We start from the raw sequence: 20,479 nt of genomic DNA, 5'->3' as shown, positions 1-20,479 counted from the left end.
CAGTGCATGGCTCGCCGACGTCAGGCCGAAGAACACGAAAATCATGAACGCTGGCTGGTGTCGTATGCCGACTTCATTACCCTGTTGTTCGCCTTTTTCGTGGTGATGTACTCGATTTCCTCGGTCAACGAAGGCAAATACAAGATTCTGTCCCAGGCATTGGTTGGCGTGTTCAACGATACCGAGCGGACCATGAAGCCGATCCCTATCGGTGAGCAGCGCCCGGTTTCGGTCAAGCCTGCCGAGCCGTTGGTAAAGGACAGCGAACAGACCGATGCCGGCATTGGCCAGGCTTCTGATGATCCGCTGCAGACCATCGCTCAGGATGTGCGCGATGCGTTTGGCGACCTGATCAAGTCCGACCAGATGACGGTGCGCGGCAACGAGTTATGGATCGAGATCGAACTCAATTCCAGTCTGTTGTTCGTCAGCGGCGACGCCATTCCCAGTGACAAGGCCTTCACGATCATTGAAAAGGTCTCTGGAATCGTCAAACGCTTTGATAACCCGATACACGTTGAAGGCTTCACTGACGACCAGCCGATCAGCACTGCACAGTTTCCGACCAACTGGGAACTGTCTTCGGCGCGATCTGCCAGCATTGTGCGCATGCTGGCGATGGACGGAGTCAATCCGGCGCGGCTGGCCTCTGTGGGGTACGGTGAGTTTCAACCGATTGCGCCCAACACCACCGCCGCCGGACGCGCCAAGAACCGCCGCGTAGTGCTGGTCATCTCGCGAAATCTGGATGTACGCCGCAGCCTGACCAGTTCAGGGTCGGCCAATGTGCAGCCGGATGCTGCACTAAGGCGTGCTGGCACACAAACTGCACCGGTGCCAGCAAAGCCGCCGGTACGCGCGAACGCCGTCAATTCTCCGTCACCTGCCCCCTAACATCGTATCGGTATGGTCGTTGCTGTACGCAAGGAAAAACATCAATGAGAGTCTGGGCAGTAGCCAACCAGAAAGGTGGAGTCGGAAAGACCACCACGACCATCGCCCTGGCCGGCTTGCTGGCCGATGCGGGCAAGCGTGTGGTCGTGGTCGATCTGGACCCCCACGGCTCCATGACCAGCTATTTCGGGCATAACCCGGACGAACTGGAACACAGTGCCTTCGATCTGTTTCTCCACAAGGGTGCGGTGCCGGAGGGTCTTCCGGGCCAATTGCTGTTGCCGACCAGTGACCAGCGTATCTCGCTGATACCCTCCAGCACGGCGCTGGCCACACTGGAGCGTCAATCCCCTGGCCAGAGCGGTCTGGGCCTGGTGATTGCTAAAAGTCTGGCGCAGTTGTGGCAGGATTTTGACTATGCGCTGATCGACAGTCCGCCGTTGCTGGGCGTTCTTATGGTCAATGCACTGGCGGCCAGTCAGCAGTTGGCGATACCGGTACAGACAGAATTTCTGGCCGTGAAAGGCCTGGAGCGTATGGTCAATACCCTGACCATGATCAACCGTTCGCGCAAGGTGCCATTGCCTTACACCATCGTGCCGACTTTGTTCGACCGTCGTACCCAAGCGTCTATGGGCACCTTGAAATTGTTGCGCGACAGTTTTCCCGAGCACGTCTGGCAAGCCTACGTGCCGGTCGACACGCGGCTGCGCGATGCCAGCCGTCTGGGGCTTACGCCGTCGCAGAATGACAGCAAGAGTCGCGGTGTGATTGCTTATCGGGCATTGCTCAAGCATATGCTCGCCGAGCAGCTCAATGCTCAGGTGGCCTGACGTGAACGTCCATTCTTTCTACACAGTTTGCTCAAGTGATGCCTCAATGCGGCCGATAACTCTATCAGGTTGCACATGCTCCATTTTTTGTTGGGCCCCGGTATGAACCGCCCTGTAGAAGTAGCAACACGACCCAAACTGGCGTTGCAGTCCTATCTGGACGCATTGCTGTACGACGCGACTGAAGTGCTTGAAGAGCCTGTCAGCAGCATCGATGAATTTCAGGCGGCTGTGCTCGAAGAGCAGGCCTTTGATGCGCGGATGCAAGCGCAGATCAAACCGCTGGCGGTTGCGGTGGCCGCGCCGGCTCCGGTGGCTGTAGCAGTAAAGGTCGCAGCGCCTGCGCCCGTGATTGAAGTCGCTCCGGTGATTGTTGCCGAAGTGGTGAAGGTTGAAGAAGCAGTGTCGACCGTTGAGCTGGTCGAGCCGGTCGCCGAGTTGAGCACACTGGTGACCCAGCGCACGCCGACGCCGCCGCCGACCAGCGATGGTCGCCCGGCATGGGCCGCCGAGCCGTTCGAATGCCTGTTGTTCGACGTGGCCGGGTTGACGCTGGCAGTGCCGCTGGTATGCCTGGGGTCGATTTACCCGCTGGCAGGGCAGGAGCTGACGCCACTGTTCGGTCAGCCGGACTGGTTTCTCGGGATCCTGCCTTGTCAGGCAGGCAACCTGAAAGTGTTGGATACCGCGCGCTGGATCATGCCTGATCGCTACCGCGACGATTTTCGCCAGGGATTGCAGTACGTGATTTCGGTGCAGGGATACGAGTGGGGACTGGCGGTGCATCAAGTCAGCCGTTCGTTGCGTCTTGATCCGAACGAGATCAAATGGCGCACGCAGCGAGGTCAGCGTCCATGGCTGGCGGGCACGGTTATCGAGCACATGTGCGCGTTGCTGGATGTTGCAGAGTTGGCCGAGCTGATAGCCAGTGGCGCGGTCAAGCAGTTGAACAAGTCGAAATAATCATGGGTCGATGCCAGTGGCATCACCTGCAAAGAACACACGTGAGGGGTTGGGGTTATGAATAAGTCGTCTGCACAAGGTTCCGAAGATCCTATCCTGCAATGGGTTACGTTCCGCCTGGACAACGAGTCCTACGGCATCAACGTGATGCAGGTGCAGGAAGTGCTGCGCTACACTGAAATCGCCCCGGTCCCGGGTGCGCCAAGCTACGTACTGGGCATCATCAACCTGCGCGGTAACGTTGTCACCGTGATCGATACCCGTCAGCGCTTTGGCCTGGCTCCGGTTGAAGTCAGCGACAATACGCGTATCGTGATCATCGAAGCCGACAAGCAAGTGGTCGGGATTCTGGTCGACAGCGTGGCTGAAGTGGTTTACTTGCGTCAGTCTGAAGTCGAAACCGCGCCAAACGTGGGTAACGATGAGTCGGCCAAATTCATTCAGGGCGTTTGCAACAAGAACGGCGAACTGTTGATTCTGGTTGAACTGGACAAAATGATGTCCGAAGAAGAGTGGTCCGAACTGGAGAACATCTGATTGATCTTTGAGGTAGCTGTCGTCTTCCTGGGCATTCTCTGGGTAGTCACCCTGTTTATGTTCCTGGCCCATACCAGGCGTCAGCGCAAGCTCGACGCCGAGCGTGATGAGGCGGCTGCCTTGCGTGATCAGCGGATCAAGGAGTTGGCCAGACGCCTGGACAACTACCAGAACGGCACGGTGCGCATGGGCGAAGCGTTGCACGAGCTGCGTGCCATTGTTGCGCCGTTGCCGGACAAGCTCACTGCACTGGAACAGCGCGATCCCTCCACGCTGTCCTTTGCCCAGGCTGCACGCCTGGTCGGCATGGGTGCCAGCATCGATGAGCTGACCCAGTCCTGCGGCCTGACCCAGGCCGAAGCGCAACTGATGACCAAACTGCACAGTAATACTGCGAGCTAGTTTCTCTTTGGTACACGCGTGCGCTGCCCATTCAAGGTCTTACGCAGAGCGTCCAGAACTGCAACGATAATCTCAACTATCGTGCGACGCTCTGGACGCTCTGCGTCCGATTTTGAGTATGATTCTCGTTCCCACGCTCCGCGTGGTAATGCAGTTCGTGACGCTCTGCGTCACACAGCGGTTCTGCGACTTCAGATGCATTGAGGTTCGACTCAGGTCACCTTTTCGCCCCTCGGCGAGTTACTTTGACGGGCCAAAGTAACCAAACCCCCTCGCTCCTGTTTCCGGCCCGACTTCGTCGGGTTCCTTCGTCCTGTCACTGATCCGGGGGTCGCTGCAACGGGCCATCCATGGCCCGGTGCAGCTAGCCTGGCGTCCTGCCAGGCTACCCCCGGATCAGCGCCAGGACTCAGCCGTCACTAAGGTCGCACTCTGCGTCGTCAGTGCCATCGCGATAAAAAAGCGCATTTACGATAGCCGTGAGCGCTGGAGCATTTGGAACCTGTAACTCAGTCCCTGCGCCGTTACTGCTCGTCCAGCGCAAACTCGGTCAGACAGAACGTCGGGATCTTCAGGTCGTTAAGACGCTTGGAGCCGCCCAGTTCCGGCAGGTCGATGATCGCAGCGGCTTCATGTACCTCGGCGCCCATGCGGCGGATGAGGTTGGCGGCGGCGATCAGCGTGCCTCCCGTCGCGATCAGGTCATCGAACATGATGACTGAGTCACCTTCGCACAGACTGTCGGCATGCACTTCCAGATACGCTTCGCCGTATTCGGTCTGATAGGCCTCGGAGAGTACGTCGGCAGGCAATTTGCCTTGTTTGCGAAACAGCACCAGCGGCTTGTTCAGTTGATACGCCACCACCGAACCAATCAGAAAACCACGCGCGTCCATGACGCCGATATGGCTGAAATCGGCTTCTATATAGCGCTGCACGAAGCTGTCGATTACCTGACGGGTAGCCTTGGGCGACTGAAAGAGGGGAGTGATGTCGCGAAAGACCACGCCCGGCTTGGGAAAGTCTATGACCGGGCGTATCAGGGACTTGAAGTTCGATTGATCGAAAGTCATCAGGGGGATCCATGGCAGGTTTGGCCGATAGTTTAAGCCGACCCGCCACAGATCGCACGTATCAGCTTTGCATTGCGCCGCCCGCCAGCGCGCACAGCTCGATCGGGGCGAGGATATGAATCTCTTTGCCTTCTGCAGCAATCAACTGGTTTTGCTGGAACCGGGTGAATACCCGCGACACCGTCTCGACGGCCAGGCCCAGGTGATTACCGATTTCGTTGCGCGACATGCTCAGACGAAACTGATTGGCCGAGAAACCTCTGGCCCGGAAGCGCGCAGACAGATTGATCAGAAACGTGGCAATACGCTCATCGGCGGTCTTCTTCGACAGCAACAGCATCATTTGCTGATCTTCGCGGATCTCGCGGCTCATGACGCGCATCAACTGGCGACGCAGTTGCGGCAACTGCACCGACAGCTCATCCAGGCGTTCAAATGGTATTTCGCACACTGAAGTGGTTTCCAGTGCCTGCGCCGAGACCGGGTAAGCCTGGGCGTCCATGCCTGACATTCCGACCAGCTCGCTGGGCAGATGAAAGCCGGTGAGTTGTTCTTCGCCGTTGTCACTGATGTTGAAGGTCTTCAGCGCACCGGAACGTACTGCGTAGACCGACTCGAAGGTATCTCCCTGGCGGAATAGGAATTCGCCTTTTTTCAGCGGACGGCCCCGTTTGACGATCTGGTCAAGGCAGTCCATGTCTTCCGTATTCAACGAGAGGGGCAGGCAGAGTGGAGCGAGACTGCAATCCTTGCAGTGAGCCTGGTTTTGAGCGCGCAACTTTACTGGCTCGGACATCACTTAATTCCTTGTGGGAAAACACACATAAGCCGTAAGGGTAACTCACCCTTGCTTGTCGGGGCCAGCCTACAAAGACTTCTGCACCATCAAGGTTCCGCAGCGGCTGCCGATACGCCTGTATTCCCTTGGATGAACCAGGATGCCTTGGCATGTCAACGACACTTCCGTTGATCAACAGTATTACGATACGTACTGCGACCTCGCAGATTACGTACAGCAGCCAGACCAGCGAAAGCAGCGTCGAGGCGCCTGCAGGTGAGGCAAAGGGTGTAGAAGTCAATCTGTCGTCAGCGGGCAAGGCCGCAGCTGCGTCGTCTTCCAGAAACGCCGATATCGAGCAGAGCGGCCTGCCGTCTTCGGTGCAGAAGATCCTCAAGGCGATTCGCGAGCTTCAGCGCAGGATCGCGGAAACCATGGAGCAGATCCAGAAGGCTCTGAAGGACCCGAGTCTGAGTCCCGAGGAGCGCCGCACCAAAGCCGCGGCGCTACAGACCGTGCTCACCACATTGCAGGCGCAGGTGAGCAATTCCACGGCCGATTTGTCGACGCTGATGAATAGCCTGAACTCCAGCGACGCCGACAAGATCAAGGCGGGCATGCTGGTTCTGGCCAAAATGTAGAACCAGGCCGCTGGTCATATCACCCGCGAGAACTGCTGTCTGTTCTGCCGGGTCAGGTACGCATCGAAGACCATGCACACAGCACGCACCAGTAACCGGCCTGCCGGTCTGACTTCAATCCCAGCATCGCTCAACGCAATCAGCCCGTCCTTCTCCATGCCAAGCAGTTGTGGCCATGCGTCGCTGAAATAGCATCTGAAATCGATGGAGAATGCTTTTTCAATCTCGGCGAAATCCAGCATGAAGTGGCAGATCAACTGCTGAATGACTGCGCGTCTTATCCGGTCGTCAGCGCTGCACATCAGCCCTCGTCTGGTTGCTGGCTGGTCGCTGTCCAGCAGCCTTTGATAGTCGCTCAGGTCGCTGCTGTTCTGACTGTACAGCTCGCCAATCTGGCTGATGGCCGAGACGCCCAGCCCGATCAGATCACAGTGACCATGCGTGGTGTAGCCCTGAAAATTGCGTTGCAGGGTCAGGTCTTCCTGGGCGATCGCCAGCTCATCGTCGGGCAGGGCGAAATGGTCCATGCCGATGTAGCGATAACCGGCGTTGCCCAGTTGCTCGACGGTGCGCTCGAGCATGAGCAGTTTGCTCCGGGCATCCGGCAGTTCGGCCGTGTCGATGCGTCGCTGCGGCATGAAGCGTTCCGGCAGGTGGGCGTAGTTGAACACAGACAACCGGTCGGGCTGTAATTCGATGATTTCATCCACTGTGCGGCTGAAGGCTTGCGCGGTTTGTCTGGGAAGGCCGTAGATCAGGTCGATATTCACAGAACGAAACTGCAGCGTGCGGGCGGCTTCGACGATGGCGCGGGTTTCCTCCAGGCTTTGCATGCGGTTGATAGCCCGTTGCACGGTCGGGTCCAGGTCCTGCACGCCAAGGCTGACCCGGTTGAAACCCAGCTCGCGCAGCAGGCCCATGGTCGACCAGTCCGCTTCGCGAGGGTCAATCTCGATGCCATAGTCGCCGGAGTCATCTTCCAGCAAATTGAAATGCGCGCGCAGCTGCGCCATCAACCGACGCAGTTCAGCATGACTCAGGAAGGTCGGCGTGCCGCCGCCCAGGTGCAGTTGCTCCACTACCTGACCGGGAGCCAGGTGGCAGGCGAGCATCTGTATTTCGTGTTCGAGCCGCTGCAGGTAAGCCTGCGCGCGTCCGCGGTCCTTGGTGATGACCTTATTGCAGGCACAGTAGTAACAAATGTTCGCGCAGAAGGGCAGATGCACATAGAGCGACAGCGGGCGCAACGCCTTGCGGCTTTCCCGCAGAGCATGCAACAGGTCGAATGCGCCTACCTGTGTGTGAAGTTGCACTGCTGTCGGATAGGACGTATAGCGCGGTCCTGCTACATCATAGCGATGGATCAGGTCTGAATCCCAACGAATGGCGTCAAGCATGCGCACGTTTCCCGGTCAGGCTGGCGATGTCGCGAGCATACGCAGACGCTCAAGGGCGGGCGTTGACGTGGATCAAGCGGTGTGAGCTGCCCGGCCTCAGTGCCCCATCAGCCAATGCTGATGCGGCCCCGGCAAGGTCCAGAGGCCAAAGACGATTACCAGCAACCCTCCGGCCATGCGAACACCTCGTTTGCGCAGCAGGACAGTGGTGCGCTCGGCGGCAAGTCCGGTGGCCAGCAGAACGGGCCAGGTGCCCAGCCCGAAGGCCAGCATCAGCAAGGCGCTATGGAGAGGATTGCCCTGGCTGGCGGCCCAGAGCAGGGCGCTGTAAACCAGCCCGCAGGGCAGCCAGCCCCACAGCGCGCCGAGCAACAAGGCGCGGGGCAGGCTGGACACCGGCAGCAAGCGGCTGGCCAGCGGTTGCAGGTATCGCCACAGGCCTCTGCCCAGGCGCTCGATATGCGTCAGCCCGCTCCACCAGCCAGCCAGATACAGCCCCATCACGATCAGCAACACTGCGGCGATGACCCGCAGACCCGTTGCCAGCGGACTTTGCGCGACTGCCCAGCCGACCAGCCCGGAACCCAGGCCGGCAACCGTGTAACTGAGAATGCGCCCAAGGTTATAGGCCAGCAGCAGCCGGAATCGACGGCTGCGCTGTTCCTTGGGAATGGCCAGTGTCAGCGCTCCCATGAGGCCGCCACACATCCCCAGGCAATGGCCGCCGCCCAGCAGCCCGAGAATGAGTGCCGAGAGCAGCATCGAAGCAAGTTCAAACATCGTGTTTCTCGTCAGCGCCAGGCCGTTGCGGTTCTGACCGGGCATGATCCACCGGCGGCGGATCATCGAACAATATGCTGTGCGCCGGGCCTTCCATATCGTCGTACTGGCCGCTGTCCACCGCCCAGAAGAACACGTAGATCGCGACACCCACCAGCAGCAGCGCAGCAGGGATCATGATGTAAAGCGCGGGCATGAAACCTCCGGGGCAGATTGTGATATGAGGGCGCGGCGCGGCATACGGGTCAGGCGCAAGGCGTTGAGCACTACGGTCAATGAACTGAGCGACATGCCGATGGCCGCCCACACCGGGGTGATCCAGCCCAGTGCCGCGAATGGCAGCATGAGGCCATTGTACAGGCCGGCCCAGAGCAGATTTTCGATAATGACCCTGCGCGTGCGTCGGGCCAGATTCAGTGCGTCGATCAGCACCGGCAAACGGTTGCACAGCAGCACGGCGTCAGCGCTGGTTTTTGCAAGGTCGGTGGCCGAGCCCATTGCCACACTGATGTCGGCAGCGGCCATGACCGGGACGTCATTCACCCCGTCACCGATCATCAGCACTTTGCGTCCTTGGGCCTGAAGTTGTCGCAGCACCTCCAGCTTGTCGTCCGGGCGCATGCCGCCACGCGCTTCGTCTATCCCCAGCGCCTGCGCGACACTGGCGACCATCGGCGAGCTGTCTCCGGACAGCAGCAGCGTTTTCCAGCCTCGCGCCTTGCAGGTCTGTAACAAGGTGCTGGCATCGTCGCGCAGTTGATCGTCGAGTACCAGCCAGGCCAGCGGCCCTTGCGCATCGCCCAGCAATAGCCACTGGCCGGACTCATCGGTGATCACCGGCGCTTCAGTGCCGCTCGGCGCACAGACAAACGCCGCCTGGCCGATGCGCAGCAGTTTCCCGTCAACCCATCCTTCCAGCCCCAGTCCTGGTGTGCTGCGCACCTCTTCGGCAGCCCTTGACGCTCGACCAAAGGCGCGGGCAATGGGGTGCTCGGAACGGTTTTCCAATGCAGCCGCCAGCTCCAGGCAGCGGTTGGCGTCCAGTTCGCGTAGCGGGTGAATGCTGCGCAGCGCCAGACGTCCCTCGGTCAGGGTGCCGGTCTTGTCGAAGATGACTGTGTCGATCTGATTCAGGCCCTCCAGCACATGACCTCGGGTCAGCAACAGACCAAGCTTGTGCAGCGTGCCGGTGGCTGCTGTCAACGCGGTCGGTGTCGCCAACGACAGCGCGCAGGGGCAGGTGGCAACGAGCATTGCCAGGACAATCCAGAACGCGCGGGATGCGTCGATTTGCCACCAGACAACACCGATCAGTGCCGCCGCCATCAGCGAAAACAGCAGAAAGGTCTGTGCCGCCCGGTCGGCGATCTGCGCGAGACGGGGCTTCTGCGCCTGGGCGCGTTCGAGCAGGCGGACAATGGCCGAAAGACGGGTTTCCTGACCCAGCGCCGACACGGCAATGGTCAGCGGACTCTCGACATTCAACGTTCCTGCGGTGACCGCATCGCCCGCGCTGCGCACTTGTGGCAGGTACTCGCCGGTCAGCAGGGACTCATCGATGCTGGAATAACCTTCGAGGATCCTGCCGTCAGCCGGGATCACCGCACCGGGGCGCACCAATATACGATCAGTCAAACGCAGTTCGCTGAGCATGATGCGCTGGCTCCGGCCATCGTCACCGAGGCGCAGGCATGAGGCAGGCAGCAGGTTGACCAGCTGCGCCGTGGCTGCCGCCGTGCGCTCGCGGGCGCGGCGCTCCAGGTAGCGTCCGGCCAGCAGGAACAATGCAAACATGCCCACCGCATCGAAATACAATTCGCCAGCGCCGGTGACCGCAGTCCAGATGCCGGCGACATACGCCGCGCCTATTGCCAGCGACACCGAGACGTCCATCGTCAGTTGACGGCTGCGCAGGTCGCGTAATGCGCCGCGGAAGAACGGTGCGCAACTGTAGAACACGATCGGAGTGGTCAGAAACAGCGCCACCCATCGCAGGATGGTGTGCATCTGCGGGCTGAGATCGATGTTGAACTCCGGCCATGTCGCCATGGTTGCCATCATTGCCTGAAACCACAGCAGGCCAGCGACGCCCAGTTGCCGCAACGCCAGACGGTTTTCACTTGCCAGACGTTCAGCGGCGCGATCAGCCTGCCAGGGGTGAGCGACATAACCAATTGCGTGCAGCTCGCTCAGCAGTTGGCTGAGGGCAAGCTGGTCGCCGCGCCAGCGTACGTGCAGGCGATGGGTGGAGAGGTTCATGCGCGCTTCGGCCACTGCGGGCAAGCGGCTCAGGCGTTTTTCGATCAACCAGCCGCAGGCTGCGCAACTGATGCCCTCGACAAGCAAAGTGGCTTCTGACAAATCGCCGTCGTGGCGCACGAACGGTGCCTGTACTTCAGGGCGGTCGTAGAGTGCCAGCTCATCGATCAATTGCGTGGGCAGGCTTTCCGGGTTGGCCGAGGCCTCGCTGCGATGGCGGTAGTAGCTTTCCAGACCGCTGGCGACGATGGCCTCGGCCACCGCCTGACAGCCGGGGCAGCAAAGCTCTCGGGACTCACCGAGCACAACCGCCGTGAAATGGCCACCGGCTGGAACGGGCAGGCCGCAGTGGTAACAGCGCATTGGAGTGGCAGGGGGCAACGTCGCCATGTTCAGTCTTTCCGGCGTTGTGCGGCTTGCAGGGGTTCGTCGCCCAGGGTCAGGTCAGCAGCGCCGACCTGTTCTTCTTCGAACAGACGCCAGGTCTGGTCGCCTTCGACACCCAGCAGCTCCACAAAGCGCCGACCCTCGACCCGGTCCTGCAACTGCCCGATGTAACGGCCCGGTTCGGACGGACTGCGGGTCAGGAACACGCGGCGATCACTGTCGGGGCGCGTCGGGGAAATGAGGTTCAACTCCAGACGCTCCGGGTTGCTGTTGCCGCTCAGGCGCAGCTCGACTTCGCCGGTCAACTCGTCCAGATGTACACGGGCGTGCAGTTTGAGGTTTTGCGCAAGCATTTCCCTATTCAGCGAGCGATTGATGCCTTTGCCGGCCTCGTAGTAGTTATCGGTGACCAGCGGGTCAGGGTTGCTCACTGCGATGAACACCATCGACAGGCTCAACGTCACCGAGCAGGTCAGAATGGCGATGATGATCCATGGCCAGAGGTGCCTGTACCAAGGGCTTGCAGCAGTCGCAACGGGCATGACGGTGCTCTTAACGAAGAGGTGGGCCGATGAAACGGCTTTTGGTGTCGACATGCGTGTCGCTGTCGATGTCCTTGAGGGTAAAGGTGACTTCGTTGCTGTGTGCCGGGAGTTTTTCCGGCGCGCTGGACAGCTCCACCGGCAGGCTGACGATCTCGCCTGCCGGGACGCTGATTTCCCTGCGCCCCTGCAGTTTCAGGTCGGGCAGGCCGCTGGCCTCCAGCACATAGTCATGATCCACCTGATCCTTGTTCATCACTTTCACGGTGTAGACGTTTTCGATACGGCCTTCGGCGTTTTCCCGGAACAGCATGCGGTCCTTGCTGACATCCAGACCCACCAGGGTGCGCATGCAGAAGGCTGTGGTCAGTAGCCCGATCATCAGCAGCAGGACCAGTGCATAACCGATCAGGCGTGGGCGCAAGGTGCGGGTGCGCTGCCCGGAAAGATTGTGCTCGGTGGTGTAGCGAATCAGTCCGCGAGGGTAATCCATCTTGTCCATGACTGTATCGCAGGCATCGACACAGGCCGCGCAGCCGATGCATTCGACCTGCAGGCCGTCGCGAATGTCGATGCCGGTCGGGCAGACCTGAACGCACATCGTGCAGTCGATGCAGTCGCCCAGGCCCTGAGCACGGTGATCGGCTTCCTTTTTACGCGCCCCGCGGGTTTCGCCACGATTCGGGTCGTAGGAGATGATCAGCGTGTCCTTGTCGAACATCACGCTCTGGAACCGCGCGTAGGGGCACATATAGATGCACACCTGCTCGCGTAGCCAGCCTGCATTGAGGTAAGTGGCCAGGGTGAAGAAGCCGACCCAGAAATACGCCCAGCCATCCGCTTCGCCCGTGAACAGATCAATGCACAAGTCGCGAATGGGAGAGAAGTAACCCACGAAGGTCATGCCCGTGGCAAAGCCGATCAGCAGCCACAGGCTGTGCTTGGCGAGCTTGCGCGCCAGTTTGCCGGTGCTCATCGGGGCATGGTCAAGCCTGATGCGCTGGTTGCGGTCGCCCTCGGTGACTTTCTCGCACCACATGAACATCCAGGTCCAGACGCTTTGCGGGCAGGTGTAGCCGCACCATACCCGTCCGGCATAGACCGTGATGAAGAACAGCCCGAAGGCTGCAACGATCAGAATGCCGGACAACAGGATGAAATCCTGCGGCCAGAACGTCGCGCCGAAGATGTAGAACTTGCGTTGCGGCAGATCCCACCAGACCGCCTGGTGCCCACCTTTATTGAGCCAGACCGTGCCGAAAAAGATCAGCAGCAACACGGCACCGCCCAGCATGCGCACATTGCGAAACAGACCTTTGAACGCGCGGGTGTGGATTTTCTCGCGCGAGGCATAGAGGTCGATGAATTCGCCGCTTTTTTCGGATGGCGGTGTGATGTCGTGTACTGGAATCTGGTTGCTCATTGATGGGTCCAGCGGCGGTGGAGTAGCCCGGGCCGATACAGGTCAGGCAGGTTTACATCCGCGTTCAACGTGACGCACGTGAATAAACGGCCGCTTCTTCATTCAACTGGCTGACCCAAGGGTTGAGCAGCGCGACGCCGCATGACTGAAAGTCGATTGTGTTGCGTGTGACCATGGTCATGCCATGCACCAGCGCAGTAGCCGCGATCAACGCATCGCATTCGCTGCGCGGGTCGGGAACATGCAGTTGGGCGCAGCGCCTTGCGACCTGAGTGTCGACTGTCAGGATACGCCCGGCGAACGCTTTCAATACATGCTGGTCAAGCCACATTCGCAATACTGCGCCCTGTGCCGGGTCGCGGCGTTCGATACGCAGGATACCTGTTTCGAGCTCAAGAATCGTGATGGACGAGATGAACAGGCTGGAGGCCATCTGTGTTCGCGACCAGCGAAGCACATTGGTGTCTGCAGTGCGCTTTCTGAGCTCTGAAACCACGTTGGTGTCGAGCAGGAACATCAGGACAGATCAACCTGTCGCGGGGTGATCACGGCGCGCTGAGGCTCGAATTCGATATCGATGTCAGTGGGCATTATCAGCATGTCGGCGATGCTTGCTGCGCTGCCGGTCAGCTTCAGGTAATCCTCGATGCAAAGCAGCACATGGGCCGGGCGACCTCGGTCGGTAATGAACACCGGGCCTTCATTCGCGGCCTTCTTGGCCCCGCTGGTGTCTTGGTTGAATTCGCGGCTTGAGAGGGTAGTTGTCATGAAAGCGACCTCCGGAATGGGCAGACACATTGTTGTCATAATGAGCAATTCTAAGCGTGTAGAGATGTAACTACAATGCGTGCAGTGACGCAAATTACTACCGCGCACTGCTTGCCTGTATCCCGATGCTAAAAATCCACTGGGTCTGATGGTTCCTGACGCAGCGTATGGGTCAGCTTTGCTGACTACGGCGTATGCAGTGCATATCTGCATGCGCGTCAGTGCGCGTCGCCAGCTTCTCTTGGTATTTCAGATTGCAGAAATGCAAAATTTATTACCGAAGCCCGTCACGTAGGCGTGGAGTAATAAGCAGCCCCTATGACTGGGCTACTTATTAAACGTCGTGCCGTGTGTCACTCAAAGAACTGCCATCGGTATCTAACAGCCCACCTATCAGTTCTGATAGTAGAGTTTCAGCAGATGTTTGTAATAATGAGTACAGCCGAAATGCTCTGAGTAACGCTCTCTGTCCGTGTTTTGGTTCTGGGGTTTTAGTTTTCATGAGGGTTTTGATATGTCTAGCTACAGGCTTTTTCCTTGTGCGTTGTTCAGCACATTGTTATTAATGTGCGGGTGCGTTAGTGATGTGAAAAATGAAAGCCCAGACGCTATGGCGAGCGCGGTCGGGCCTAAGGGCATAATAAGGCATATTATATTTGCTTCTGACCCTCAATACCCTTGGTCAAAGGATAAAAAAAACACAGAGGACAGTCTGGGCGCTTTGCCGCACCGGCAATCGCAGGACGTCCTACTGCAATCCCGCTCCTCGGTTAACGAGGTTAGTACTGAAGACCTCATCAGAAATCAATATTCTGCGATACAAAAATGGCGTGCCGGAGCCATGGGCGGGGCCGGCAATAACCCGGTCATCATAAACGGAGACATGACGGCGTTTGGCCATGACAATGAAAGGGCATTTTTGTACGGGACACTGGATTCAATATTGTCGACGAATTGGTATTTTGGACTGGGTAATCATGATTACAAGAACAATATAGACGGCTGTGGAAATAATGGCTGCGCCCGAGACAATATGGAGGACCTTGTAGGCCGGATGGGCGGTAATCGGATGGATTATAGCGTTAATGAAAGCGGAATTATTCACACCACCAAAAAGTATTCAGGAAGCTTTGCGTACTTTAAGGACTTTGGAGGTGTGCGGTACATTCAGCTGAATTTGGACCCTTCGTATATAAGGTGGTTTTATTCTGGAGGTGTATGGACAACAAATGAGTTTGATATTTTGTCACCCGTTGAGAATGGCTGGCTGGAGAATCAGCTGATTCATGCAAGGGATAATGGAAAATTTGTCATTATTGGTATGCATGACGCAGAGGAATGGACCCGGACATCCGATCCACGTACTCAAGCTATCCTCACTAAATTTCGTAACCTGTTAAAGGAGTATGATGTCTCAGCCATTTTTGCAGGTCACTTTCACACCGCTGCCGGAATATATCCAAGTCCCTATGAAGGGGTGCCTGTTTTTCTGAGTGGTTCGGCAACTGAAGAGACTTTTCTCATCACCGATATTGATGAGAGCTCGAGAAAAATTTCCGTCTGGCTCGTTAGAAATAATACGCCCGAGACCGCGCAACATCTGGGTGTGTTCCCTCTCAAACAATCAGTTAAAACTCCACCAACCGACGAATATGACAATGCGGGGAGTTGGGGGACCTGGGGGCCATCGGCACTGTGTCCAAGTGGACTGTACATAAACGCTTTTGATGTAAAGGGGGAAAAATGGCAGGGCGACGATGACGATACGGCCGTCAATGCGATCGTTATGTACTGCCACGATGATGTCGGCCTGAGAAGCAAAGAAGGAGGATGGGGGACTTTTTCAGGATACAGGAAGTGCCCTGCCGACCGGGCGATCGTTGGATTTCAGTTGAAAATGGAGCCCCGTCAAGGGGACGGAGACGACACAGCAGTGGACTCTGTCAGGTTTGTTTGTGAAGGGGGACAGTCCATAGCCGCAGCCTATGACACAAGTTATGGCGTTTGGAAAAAAACTTACCGCTGTCCTGCCGGAATGGTCGCTATCGGTTTTGAAACACGCGTCGAAGACTATCGGGGGGACGATGATGATAAGTACCACGACGATACGGCTTTGAACGGCATGAGGATGAAGTGCGGTTCCAAGCCTTGATGTGTCGGCAATGGCAGTCGTGAGGGTTTCAGGCCGTCACGACGCCAGGCGCACTGTCTGTAAGAGCCGTATCACTCTTTTTCAGCAGGCTGCTCCTGGCGGGACAGGCTGTAAACATAGGCAGCCAGAATGTGAACCCGGTCATTGCCTTGCAGTGCCTGCTGAGCGGGCATCTGGCCCTGGCGGCCATCACGAATGGTCTGCTGCAACTGAGCGAAGCTGGAGCCGTAGATAAACGCGTTGGGGTGGGTCAGGTCCGGCGCGCCAAGAATCGGCATTCCCTTGCCCTCTGGCCCATGACAGGCAACGCACAGGCTGGCGAAGGTCTTCTGTCCGGCCACCGGGTCAGCTTTCGCATCCTCCGGTAGCGGGCGGGCGTCCAGCTGCGTCAGCACGTAGGCCGATACATCACGCACACCCTGTTCACCCAGCACTTCGCCCAGGGCGGGCATCACGCCCATGCGCCCGGCCATGATCGACGTCTTGATCGCCTGGGCATCGCCGCCCCAACGCCAGTCGGCATCGGTCAGATTGGGAAAGCCGTAGGCGCCTTTCGCGTCAGAGCCATGGCAGACCGAGCAGTTGGAGGCAAACAGGCGAGCACCGATTTTCAGCGCCTGCGGGTCTTTGGCCACCTCCTCGACGGGCATGGCGGCGTATTTGGCGAACAGCGGGCCGTAGTGTGCTTCGGCAACAGCCACTTCCCGTTCCCATTCGTGGACACTGCTCCAGCCTTGCCTGCCGTCGGAGAATTGCATCTTGCTGTCCTTGTCCCGATAGTCGTAACCCGGCAGCAAACCCTGCCAGTTGCCCAGGCCCGGGTACAGGACTAGATAGCCCAGCGCAAAGACGATGGTCGCTACGAATAGATAGAACCACCATCTGGGTAGTGGGTTGTCGTACTCCTCGATACCGTCGAACGTATGGCCGACGGTTTCATCTGTCGGTTCGTCGGGCTGACCTTTGCGCGTGGACAGCAGCAGCCAGAGCATGGCGATGATTGTGCCCAGCGTCAGGACCGCGACGTACAGGCTCCAGAACGTACTCATGGTTGGTCTTCCCGTTCAGCTCTGGCGCGCTCGACCTTGCCGATGGCCTCGGGGTCATCCGCGAAAGGCAACAGGGTCGCATCGTCGAAGTGTGCCTTGCGGGCAGGGCTGAATACCCACAGCATCAGGCCGATGAACGCCACCATCACGACCAGTGTGCCAAGGCCTCGAATCATTCCGATGTCCATCATGTTCACCGTTTGCTCTTGATGAGCGTGCCGAGGCCTTGCAGATAGGCCACCAGCGCGTCCATTTCGGTCTTGCCCTGCACGGCCGCCGCCGCACCGGCGATGTCTGCGTCGGTGTACGGGGTGCCAAGGGTGCGCAGCACTTGCAGCTTTTTCGCCGTCTGCGTGCTGTCGATCTTTTTCTCGGCCAGAAACGGATAGGCGGGCATGATCGACGTTGGGACCACGTCCCGAGGGTTATTCAGATGCACACGGTGCCACTCGTCCGAGTAACGACCGCCGATCCGTGCCAGGTCCGGCCCGGTGCGTTTGGAGCCCCACAGGAAAGGGTGATCCCAGACGCTTTCGCCTGCTACCGAGTAATGCCCGTAGCGTTCGGTTTCGGCGCGTAATGGCCGGATCATCTGCGAGTGGCAGCCTACGCAACCATTGGCGATGAACACATCACGGCCTTCTACTTCAAGCGCGCTGCGTGGCTTCATGCCTTCGATCGGTTGATTGGTCACATCCTGAAAAAACAGCGGGACGATCTGCGTCAGCCCGCCGATGCTCACGGCAACGACCATGAAGAAGGCCAGCAGGCCGATGTTTTTTTCGAGCACATCATGTTTCATCAATGCGCTCCCACGACGGAAATGCGCGCAGCGGCCTCGGCCGCTTGCGGGTCAGAGGCGCGCACGGTACGTATCACGTTGTAGGCCATCAGCAGCATGCCGCTGGTGAAGATGGCGCCGCCGATGGCCCGCACGATGTAGCCCGAGTGACTGGCCTGCATGGTTTCGATGAAGGAATAGGTCAGCGTGCCGTCGTCGTTCACTGCACGCCACATCAAGCCCTGGGTAATGCCATTGACCCACATCGAGGTGATGTACAGCACGGTGCCCACGGTCGCGAGCCAGAAATGCGTGTTGATCAGGCTGACGCTGTGCATGTGCGGACGGGCGTAGAGTTTCGGAATCATGTGATAAACCGACCCGATGGTAATCATCGCCACCCAGCCCAGTGCCCCGGCATGCACGTGACCGATGGTCCAGTCGGTGTAGTGCGACAGCGAGTTGACGGTCTTGATTGCCATCATCGGGCCTTCAAAGGTCGACATGCCATAGAACGCCAGCGAAACCACGAGAAAGCGCAGTATCGAATCGGTCCGCAACTTATGCCATGCACCCGACAGCGTCATCATGCCGTTGATCATCCCGCCCCAGCTGGGTACCAGCAGAATGATCGACATGACCATGCCCAGCGACTGCGCCCAGTCTGGCAGGGCGGTGTAGTGCAGATGGTGCGGACCGGCCCAGATATACAGGGTGATCAATGCCCAGAAGTGCACGATGGACAAACGATAGGAGTACACCGGGCGCTCGGCCTGTTTGGGCACGAAGTAATACATCATGCCGAGAAAGCCGGTGGTCAGGAAAAACCCTACGGCATTGTGCCCGTACCACCACTGAATCATCGCGTCGGTCGCTCCGGCGTAGGCCGAATAGGATTTGAACAGGCTGACCGGCAGCGAGATGTGGTTGACGATGTGCAGCATGCCGGTCACCACGATGAATGCGCCGTAAAACCAGTTGGCGACATAGATATGCCGGGTCCGGCGTTTGACGATGGTGCCGAAAAACACTGCAGCGTAGGCGGCCCAGACGATCGCCAGCAGAATCGCCACCGGCCATTCAAGTTCGGCATATTCCTTGGTGGTGGTATAGCCCATGGGCAGCGTCACGATGGCGCCGACAATTACGGCTTGCCAGCCCCAGAAGGTGAAGGCCGCCAGACCATCGGAAATCAGCCGCGTCTGGCAAGTGCGTTGCACCACGTAATAAGAGGTGGCGAACAGCGCGCAGCCGCCGAAGGCAAAGATCACCAGATTGGTGTGCAGCGGGCGCAGGCGTCCGAAGGTGGTCCATTCAAGTTCCAGGTTAAGCCCTGGCCAGACCAGTTGCGAAGCAATGAACACGCCCAGGCTCATGCCGATCACCCCCCAGACCACGGTCATGATGGCAAACTGGCGCACCACTGTGTAGTTGTAGGTCGTCGGACTGGTTGTTGTGTTCATTACAGACTTCCACGATTCAGATGTTGACCGCAGACGTAATCGGGCTCGGGCGATGCATCGCTGGAAATGGCATCGAAGCACACGAAAAGGCAGGGGCAGGAACAGACAGGCACATTAGCCAGCGTCAAATGGTTGCAGCAGACGTGTGTCGGCGAGTTTAGCTTTGAAAGAAGGGTGTGGGAAGCCGCAGCGCGGAGCGGATAATCTGCGTTGTATTGTCAGCGAGTATTCCGCACCCCGTTGCAGGGTGCGGAGTTCACGCATTGCCGCTGGATTGGCGCAAAACGGTGGCGACCTTCGCGTACAGACGAGTTGATCAGGACTCGCGCAAAGACTGTCACGTATGTTCAATCGGCGGCTGCATCTGTCATAGCCCAGCAAACTGGCCTGAGCAGGCATATGACTCTGGCGACCGACTCAGCGGTTCTGTTGCAATTGTGCGAGGCCAGTACCGTCAATGAAACCGCCCGGCGGTGTCAGGTTTGGGGCGCTCATCGCCTTGGTACTTTTACCTTATGCACCTTGGCAGATTAACCGGGCGGACCTGAATGGTGGCTGTCCGGCAGGGCCTGTCGGTGCGTCCACGCGCTCTGCGCTTGCGCTATTCACGCAGGATTCGCGGTTATAGTAGCGGGCTACTCTGAGACTCATCTGAACGAGGCAAGCATGAGCAAAAGCCCACAGTCCGGCATCGGCAAGGATCAATGGCTGCAACTGATCAACGAAAAAGGCTGGTTATGGACGCCCACCCTGCTGGCAGACCCGCAGGAGGCGCCCACCTTACTGCTGGCACACGGCGCAGGCGCACCGATGGACAGCGATTTCATGAACCGCATGGCCACTGATCTTGCGGCGCAAGGCATCAGCGTTTTGCGCTTCGAGTTTCCTTACATGGCCCTGCGGCGTCACGGCGGCAGCAAGCGTCCGCCCAATCCGCAGGCGCAATTGCTGGAATGCTGGCGAGAGGTCTATGCCTTGGTCAGGCCTTTTGTGGCTGGGCGACTGGCTGTTGGCGGCAAGTCGATGGGCGGGCGAATGGCCAGCCTGATCGCCGATGAGCTGGAGGTGGATGCGCTGGTTTGCCTGGGGTATCCGTTCTACGCCGTGGGCAAGCCGGAGAAACCGCGCGTGGCCCATCTGGCTGAATTGAAGACACCTGCTCTGATCGTTCAGGGCGAGCGCGATGCGTTGGGTAATCGCGAAGCAGTGGAGGGTTATGCGTTGTCCAGCGCCATTCAACTGCACTGGTTGCCGACCGCCAATCACGACCTCAAACCATTGAAAGTCGCAGGTATCAGCCATGAACAATGCCTGGTCGAGTCGGCGCAAGTGATTGCCCGCTTTCTGCGCACCTGAT

At 58.6% G+C, this 20,479-nt stretch carries 22 protein-coding genes; 8 read left to right on the top strand and 14 right to left on the bottom strand.

Features of this window, described 5'->3' with window-relative positions; genetic code table 11:
* Positions 1 to 6: 6 nt before the first annotated feature.
* The 5 genes from motD (at position 7) to AO068_RS19275 (ending at position 3,629) form a co-directional block, all read left to right on the top strand.
* Positions 7 to 894 (top strand): flagellar motor protein MotD, encoded by an 888-nt coding sequence (motD, locus tag AO068_RS19295; protein ID WP_004664478.1) that lies wholly within the window; start codon positions 7 to 9, stop codon positions 892 to 894.
* A gap of 44 nt (positions 895 to 938) precedes the next feature.
* A complete protein-coding gene (locus AO068_RS19290; protein ID WP_057403002.1) occupies positions 939 to 1,727 on the top strand; it encodes a ParA family protein in 789 nt (262 codons plus the stop codon).
* A gap of 75 nt (positions 1,728 to 1,802) precedes the next feature.
* Entirely contained in the window at positions 1,803 to 2,690 is an 888-nt protein-coding gene (locus AO068_RS19285; RefSeq protein WP_058402390.1) for a CheW domain-containing protein, read from the top strand.
* A gap of 57 nt (positions 2,691 to 2,747) precedes the next feature.
* Positions 2,748 to 3,227, top strand: a complete 480-nt coding sequence (locus AO068_RS19280; protein ID WP_003370201.1) for a chemotaxis protein CheW — start codon at positions 2,748 to 2,750, stop codon at positions 3,225 to 3,227.
* Positions 3,228 to 3,629 (top strand): DUF2802 domain-containing protein, encoded by a 402-nt coding sequence (locus AO068_RS19275; protein ID WP_004644274.1) that lies wholly within the window; start codon positions 3,228 to 3,230, stop codon positions 3,627 to 3,629.
* Positions 3,630 to 4,153: 524 nt separating this feature from the next.
* On the opposite strand, the gene AO068_RS19270 is transcribed toward AO068_RS19275, so the two are convergent.
* Positions 4,154 to 4,702, bottom strand: a complete 549-nt coding sequence (locus tag AO068_RS19270) for an adenine phosphoribosyltransferase (protein WP_002554260.1) — start codon at positions 4,700 to 4,702, stop codon at positions 4,154 to 4,156.
* 61 nt (positions 4,703 to 4,763) lie between these two features.
* The gene (fnr, locus tag AO068_RS19265) at positions 4,764 to 5,498 is read right to left on the bottom strand and encodes a fumarate/nitrate reduction transcriptional regulator Fnr (protein WP_005744587.1); all 735 of its coding nucleotides are present in this window, start codon (positions 5,496 to 5,498) and stop codon (positions 4,764 to 4,766) included.
* 152 nt (positions 5,499 to 5,650) lie between these two features.
* Between fnr and AO068_RS19260 the strand changes: the two genes are divergently transcribed.
* Positions 5,651 to 6,121, top strand: a complete 471-nt coding sequence (locus AO068_RS19260; protein ID WP_058402106.1) for a hypothetical protein — start codon at positions 5,651 to 5,653, stop codon at positions 6,119 to 6,121.
* A 14-nt stretch (positions 6,122 to 6,135) separates the two neighbouring features.
* On the opposite strand, the gene hemN is transcribed toward AO068_RS19260, so the two are convergent.
* The 8 genes from hemN to AO068_RS19220 form a co-directional block, all read right to left on the bottom strand.
* A complete protein-coding gene (gene hemN, locus AO068_RS19255; RefSeq protein ID WP_058409193.1) occupies positions 6,136 to 7,518 on the bottom strand; it encodes an oxygen-independent coproporphyrinogen III oxidase in 1,383 nt (460 codons plus the stop codon).
* Between the two features lie 96 nt (positions 7,519 to 7,614).
* On the bottom strand, positions 7,615 to 8,298 hold the full coding sequence (locus tag AO068_RS19250) for a sulfite exporter TauE/SafE family protein (RefSeq protein ID WP_058402108.1): 684 nt from the start codon (positions 8,296 to 8,298) through the stop codon (positions 7,615 to 7,617).
* Positions 8,291 to 8,494 (bottom strand): cbb3-type cytochrome oxidase assembly protein CcoS, encoded by a 204-nt coding sequence (gene ccoS, locus AO068_RS19245; RefSeq protein ID WP_058402109.1) that lies wholly within the window; start codon positions 8,492 to 8,494, stop codon positions 8,291 to 8,293. The genes AO068_RS19250 and ccoS overlap by 8 nt, the downstream gene beginning before the upstream one ends.
* On the bottom strand, positions 8,473 to 10,947 hold the full coding sequence (locus tag AO068_RS19240; protein WP_058409192.1) for a heavy metal translocating P-type ATPase: 2,475 nt from the start codon (positions 10,945 to 10,947) through the stop codon (positions 8,473 to 8,475). The genes ccoS and AO068_RS19240 overlap by 22 nt, the downstream gene beginning before the upstream one ends.
* 2 nt (positions 10,948 to 10,949) lie before the next feature.
* A complete protein-coding gene (locus AO068_RS19235; protein WP_058402111.1) occupies positions 10,950 to 11,486 on the bottom strand; it encodes a FixH family protein in 537 nt (178 codons plus the stop codon).
* Positions 11,487 to 11,496: 10 nt separating this feature from the next.
* Positions 11,497 to 12,909 (bottom strand): cytochrome c oxidase accessory protein CcoG, encoded by a 1,413-nt coding sequence (gene ccoG, locus AO068_RS19230; protein ID WP_058409191.1) that lies wholly within the window; start codon positions 12,907 to 12,909, stop codon positions 11,497 to 11,499.
* Positions 12,910 to 12,973: 64 nt separating this feature from the next.
* Positions 12,974 to 13,426, bottom strand: coding sequence for a type II toxin-antitoxin system VapC family toxin (locus AO068_RS19225; RefSeq protein WP_058409190.1), 453 nt, complete (start codon positions 13,424 to 13,426; stop codon positions 12,974 to 12,976).
* Positions 13,426 to 13,677, bottom strand: coding sequence for a type II toxin-antitoxin system prevent-host-death family antitoxin (locus tag AO068_RS19220; RefSeq protein ID WP_002554250.1), 252 nt, complete (start codon positions 13,675 to 13,677; stop codon positions 13,426 to 13,428). The genes AO068_RS19225 and AO068_RS19220 overlap by 1 nt, the downstream gene beginning before the upstream one ends.
* A 514-nt stretch (positions 13,678 to 14,191) precedes the next feature.
* On the opposite strand from AO068_RS19220, the gene AO068_RS19215 reads away from it, so the two are divergent.
* A complete protein-coding gene (locus AO068_RS19215; RefSeq protein ID WP_058409189.1) occupies positions 14,192 to 15,829 on the top strand; it encodes a metallophosphoesterase in 1,638 nt (545 codons plus the stop codon).
* A gap of 71 nt (positions 15,830 to 15,900) precedes the next feature.
* On the opposite strand, the gene ccoP is transcribed toward AO068_RS19215, so the two are convergent.
* Genes ccoP through ccoN form a run of 4 tightly spaced genes read right to left on the bottom strand, consistent with a single transcriptional unit; the run spans position 15,901 to position 19,122 of the window.
* Positions 15,901 to 16,878: a cytochrome-c oxidase, cbb3-type subunit III gene (gene ccoP, locus AO068_RS19210; RefSeq protein ID WP_058409188.1), complete on the bottom strand. Its 978-nt coding sequence runs from the start codon at positions 16,876 to 16,878 to the stop codon at positions 15,901 to 15,903.
* Positions 16,875 to 17,066 (bottom strand): CcoQ/FixQ family Cbb3-type cytochrome c oxidase assembly chaperone, encoded by a 192-nt coding sequence (locus AO068_RS19205; protein ID WP_005744598.1) that lies wholly within the window; start codon positions 17,064 to 17,066, stop codon positions 16,875 to 16,877. The genes ccoP and AO068_RS19205 overlap by 4 nt, the downstream gene beginning before the upstream one ends.
* A gap of 5 nt (positions 17,067 to 17,071) precedes the next feature.
* Positions 17,072 to 17,680, bottom strand: coding sequence for a cytochrome-c oxidase, cbb3-type subunit II (gene ccoO, locus AO068_RS19200; RefSeq protein WP_058409187.1), 609 nt, complete (start codon positions 17,678 to 17,680; stop codon positions 17,072 to 17,074).
* Positions 17,680 to 19,122: a cytochrome-c oxidase, cbb3-type subunit I gene (gene ccoN / locus AO068_RS19195; RefSeq protein ID WP_058409186.1), complete on the bottom strand. Its 1,443-nt coding sequence runs from the start codon at positions 19,120 to 19,122 to the stop codon at positions 17,680 to 17,682. Before ccoN ends, ccoO begins: the two co-directional genes overlap by 1 nt.
* A gap of 666 nt (positions 19,123 to 19,788) precedes the next feature.
* On the opposite strand from ccoN, the gene AO068_RS19190 reads away from it, so the two are divergent.
* On the top strand, positions 19,789 to 20,478 hold the full coding sequence (locus AO068_RS19190; RefSeq protein WP_058409185.1) for an alpha/beta family hydrolase: 690 nt from the start codon (positions 19,789 to 19,791) through the stop codon (positions 20,476 to 20,478).
* The last annotated feature ends 1 nt before the right edge of the window (position 20,479 follow it).

Source organism: Pseudomonas sp. ICMP 3272, assembly GCF_001466905.1.
GTDB lineage: Bacteria > Pseudomonadota > Gammaproteobacteria > Pseudomonadales > Pseudomonadaceae > Aquipseudomonas > Aquipseudomonas amygdali.
Note: the sequence above shows the minus strand (reverse complement) of the source record. Positions and strands in the feature narration are given on the sequence as shown.

What these genes read in the sequence shown, in the direction of transcription:
- motD (WP_004664478.1), top strand. Translation starts at nt 7, where the DNA reads ATGGCTCGCCGACGTCAGGCCGAAGAACACGAAAATCATGAACGCTGG.
- AO068_RS19290 (WP_057403002.1), top strand. Translation starts at nt 939, where the DNA reads ATGAGAGTCTGGGCAGTAGCCAACCAGAAAGGTGGAGTCGGAAAGACC.
- AO068_RS19285 (WP_058402390.1), top strand. Translation starts at nt 1,803, where the DNA reads ATGCTCCATTTTTTGTTGGGCCCCGGTATGAACCGCCCTGTAGAAGTA.
- AO068_RS19280 (WP_003370201.1), top strand. Translation starts at nt 2,748, where the DNA reads ATGAATAAGTCGTCTGCACAAGGTTCCGAAGATCCTATCCTGCAATGG.
- AO068_RS19270 (WP_002554260.1), bottom strand. Translation starts at nt 4,702, where the DNA reads ATGACTTTCGATCAATCGAACTTCAAGTCCCTGATACGCCCGGTCATA.
- fnr (WP_005744587.1), bottom strand. Translation starts at nt 5,498, where the DNA reads ATGTCCGAGCCAGTAAAGTTGCGCGCTCAAAACCAGGCTCACTGCAAG.
- AO068_RS19260 (WP_058402106.1), top strand. Translation starts at nt 5,651, where the DNA reads ATGTCAACGACACTTCCGTTGATCAACAGTATTACGATACGTACTGCG.
- hemN (WP_058409193.1), bottom strand. Translation starts at nt 7,518, where the DNA reads ATGCTTGACGCCATTCGTTGGGATTCAGACCTGATCCATCGCTATGAT.
- AO068_RS19250 (WP_058402108.1), bottom strand. Translation starts at nt 8,298, where the DNA reads ATGTTTGAACTTGCTTCGATGCTGCTCTCGGCACTCATTCTCGGGCTG.
- ccoS (WP_058402109.1), bottom strand. Translation starts at nt 8,494, where the DNA reads ATGCCCGCGCTTTACATCATGATCCCTGCTGCGCTGCTGCTGGTGGGT.
- AO068_RS19240 (WP_058409192.1), bottom strand. Translation starts at nt 10,947, where the DNA reads ATGGCGACGTTGCCCCCTGCCACTCCAATGCGCTGTTACCACTGCGGC.
- AO068_RS19235 (WP_058402111.1), bottom strand. Translation starts at nt 11,486, where the DNA reads ATGCCCGTTGCGACTGCTGCAAGCCCTTGGTACAGGCACCTCTGGCCA.
- ccoG (WP_058409191.1), bottom strand. Translation starts at nt 12,909, where the DNA reads ATGAGCAACCAGATTCCAGTACACGACATCACACCGCCATCCGAAAAA.
- AO068_RS19225 (WP_058409190.1), bottom strand. Translation starts at nt 13,426, where the DNA reads ATGTTCCTGCTCGACACCAACGTGGTTTCAGAGCTCAGAAAGCGCACT.
- AO068_RS19220 (WP_002554250.1), bottom strand. Translation starts at nt 13,677, where the DNA reads ATGACAACTACCCTCTCAAGCCGCGAATTCAACCAAGACACCAGCGGG.
- AO068_RS19215 (WP_058409189.1), top strand. Translation starts at nt 14,192, where the DNA reads ATGTCTAGCTACAGGCTTTTTCCTTGTGCGTTGTTCAGCACATTGTTA.
- ccoP (WP_058409188.1), bottom strand. Translation starts at nt 16,878, where the DNA reads ATGAGTACGTTCTGGAGCCTGTACGTCGCGGTCCTGACGCTGGGCACA.
- AO068_RS19205 (WP_005744598.1), bottom strand. Translation starts at nt 17,066, where the DNA reads ATGGACATCGGAATGATTCGAGGCCTTGGCACACTGGTCGTGATGGTG.
- ccoO (WP_058409187.1), bottom strand. Translation starts at nt 17,680, where the DNA reads ATGAAACATGATGTGCTCGAAAAAAACATCGGCCTGCTGGCCTTCTTC.
- ccoN (WP_058409186.1), bottom strand. Translation starts at nt 19,122, where the DNA reads ATGAACACAACAACCAGTCCGACGACCTACAACTACACAGTGGTGCGC.
- AO068_RS19190 (WP_058409185.1), top strand. Translation starts at nt 19,789, where the DNA reads ATGAGCAAAAGCCCACAGTCCGGCATCGGCAAGGATCAATGGCTGCAA.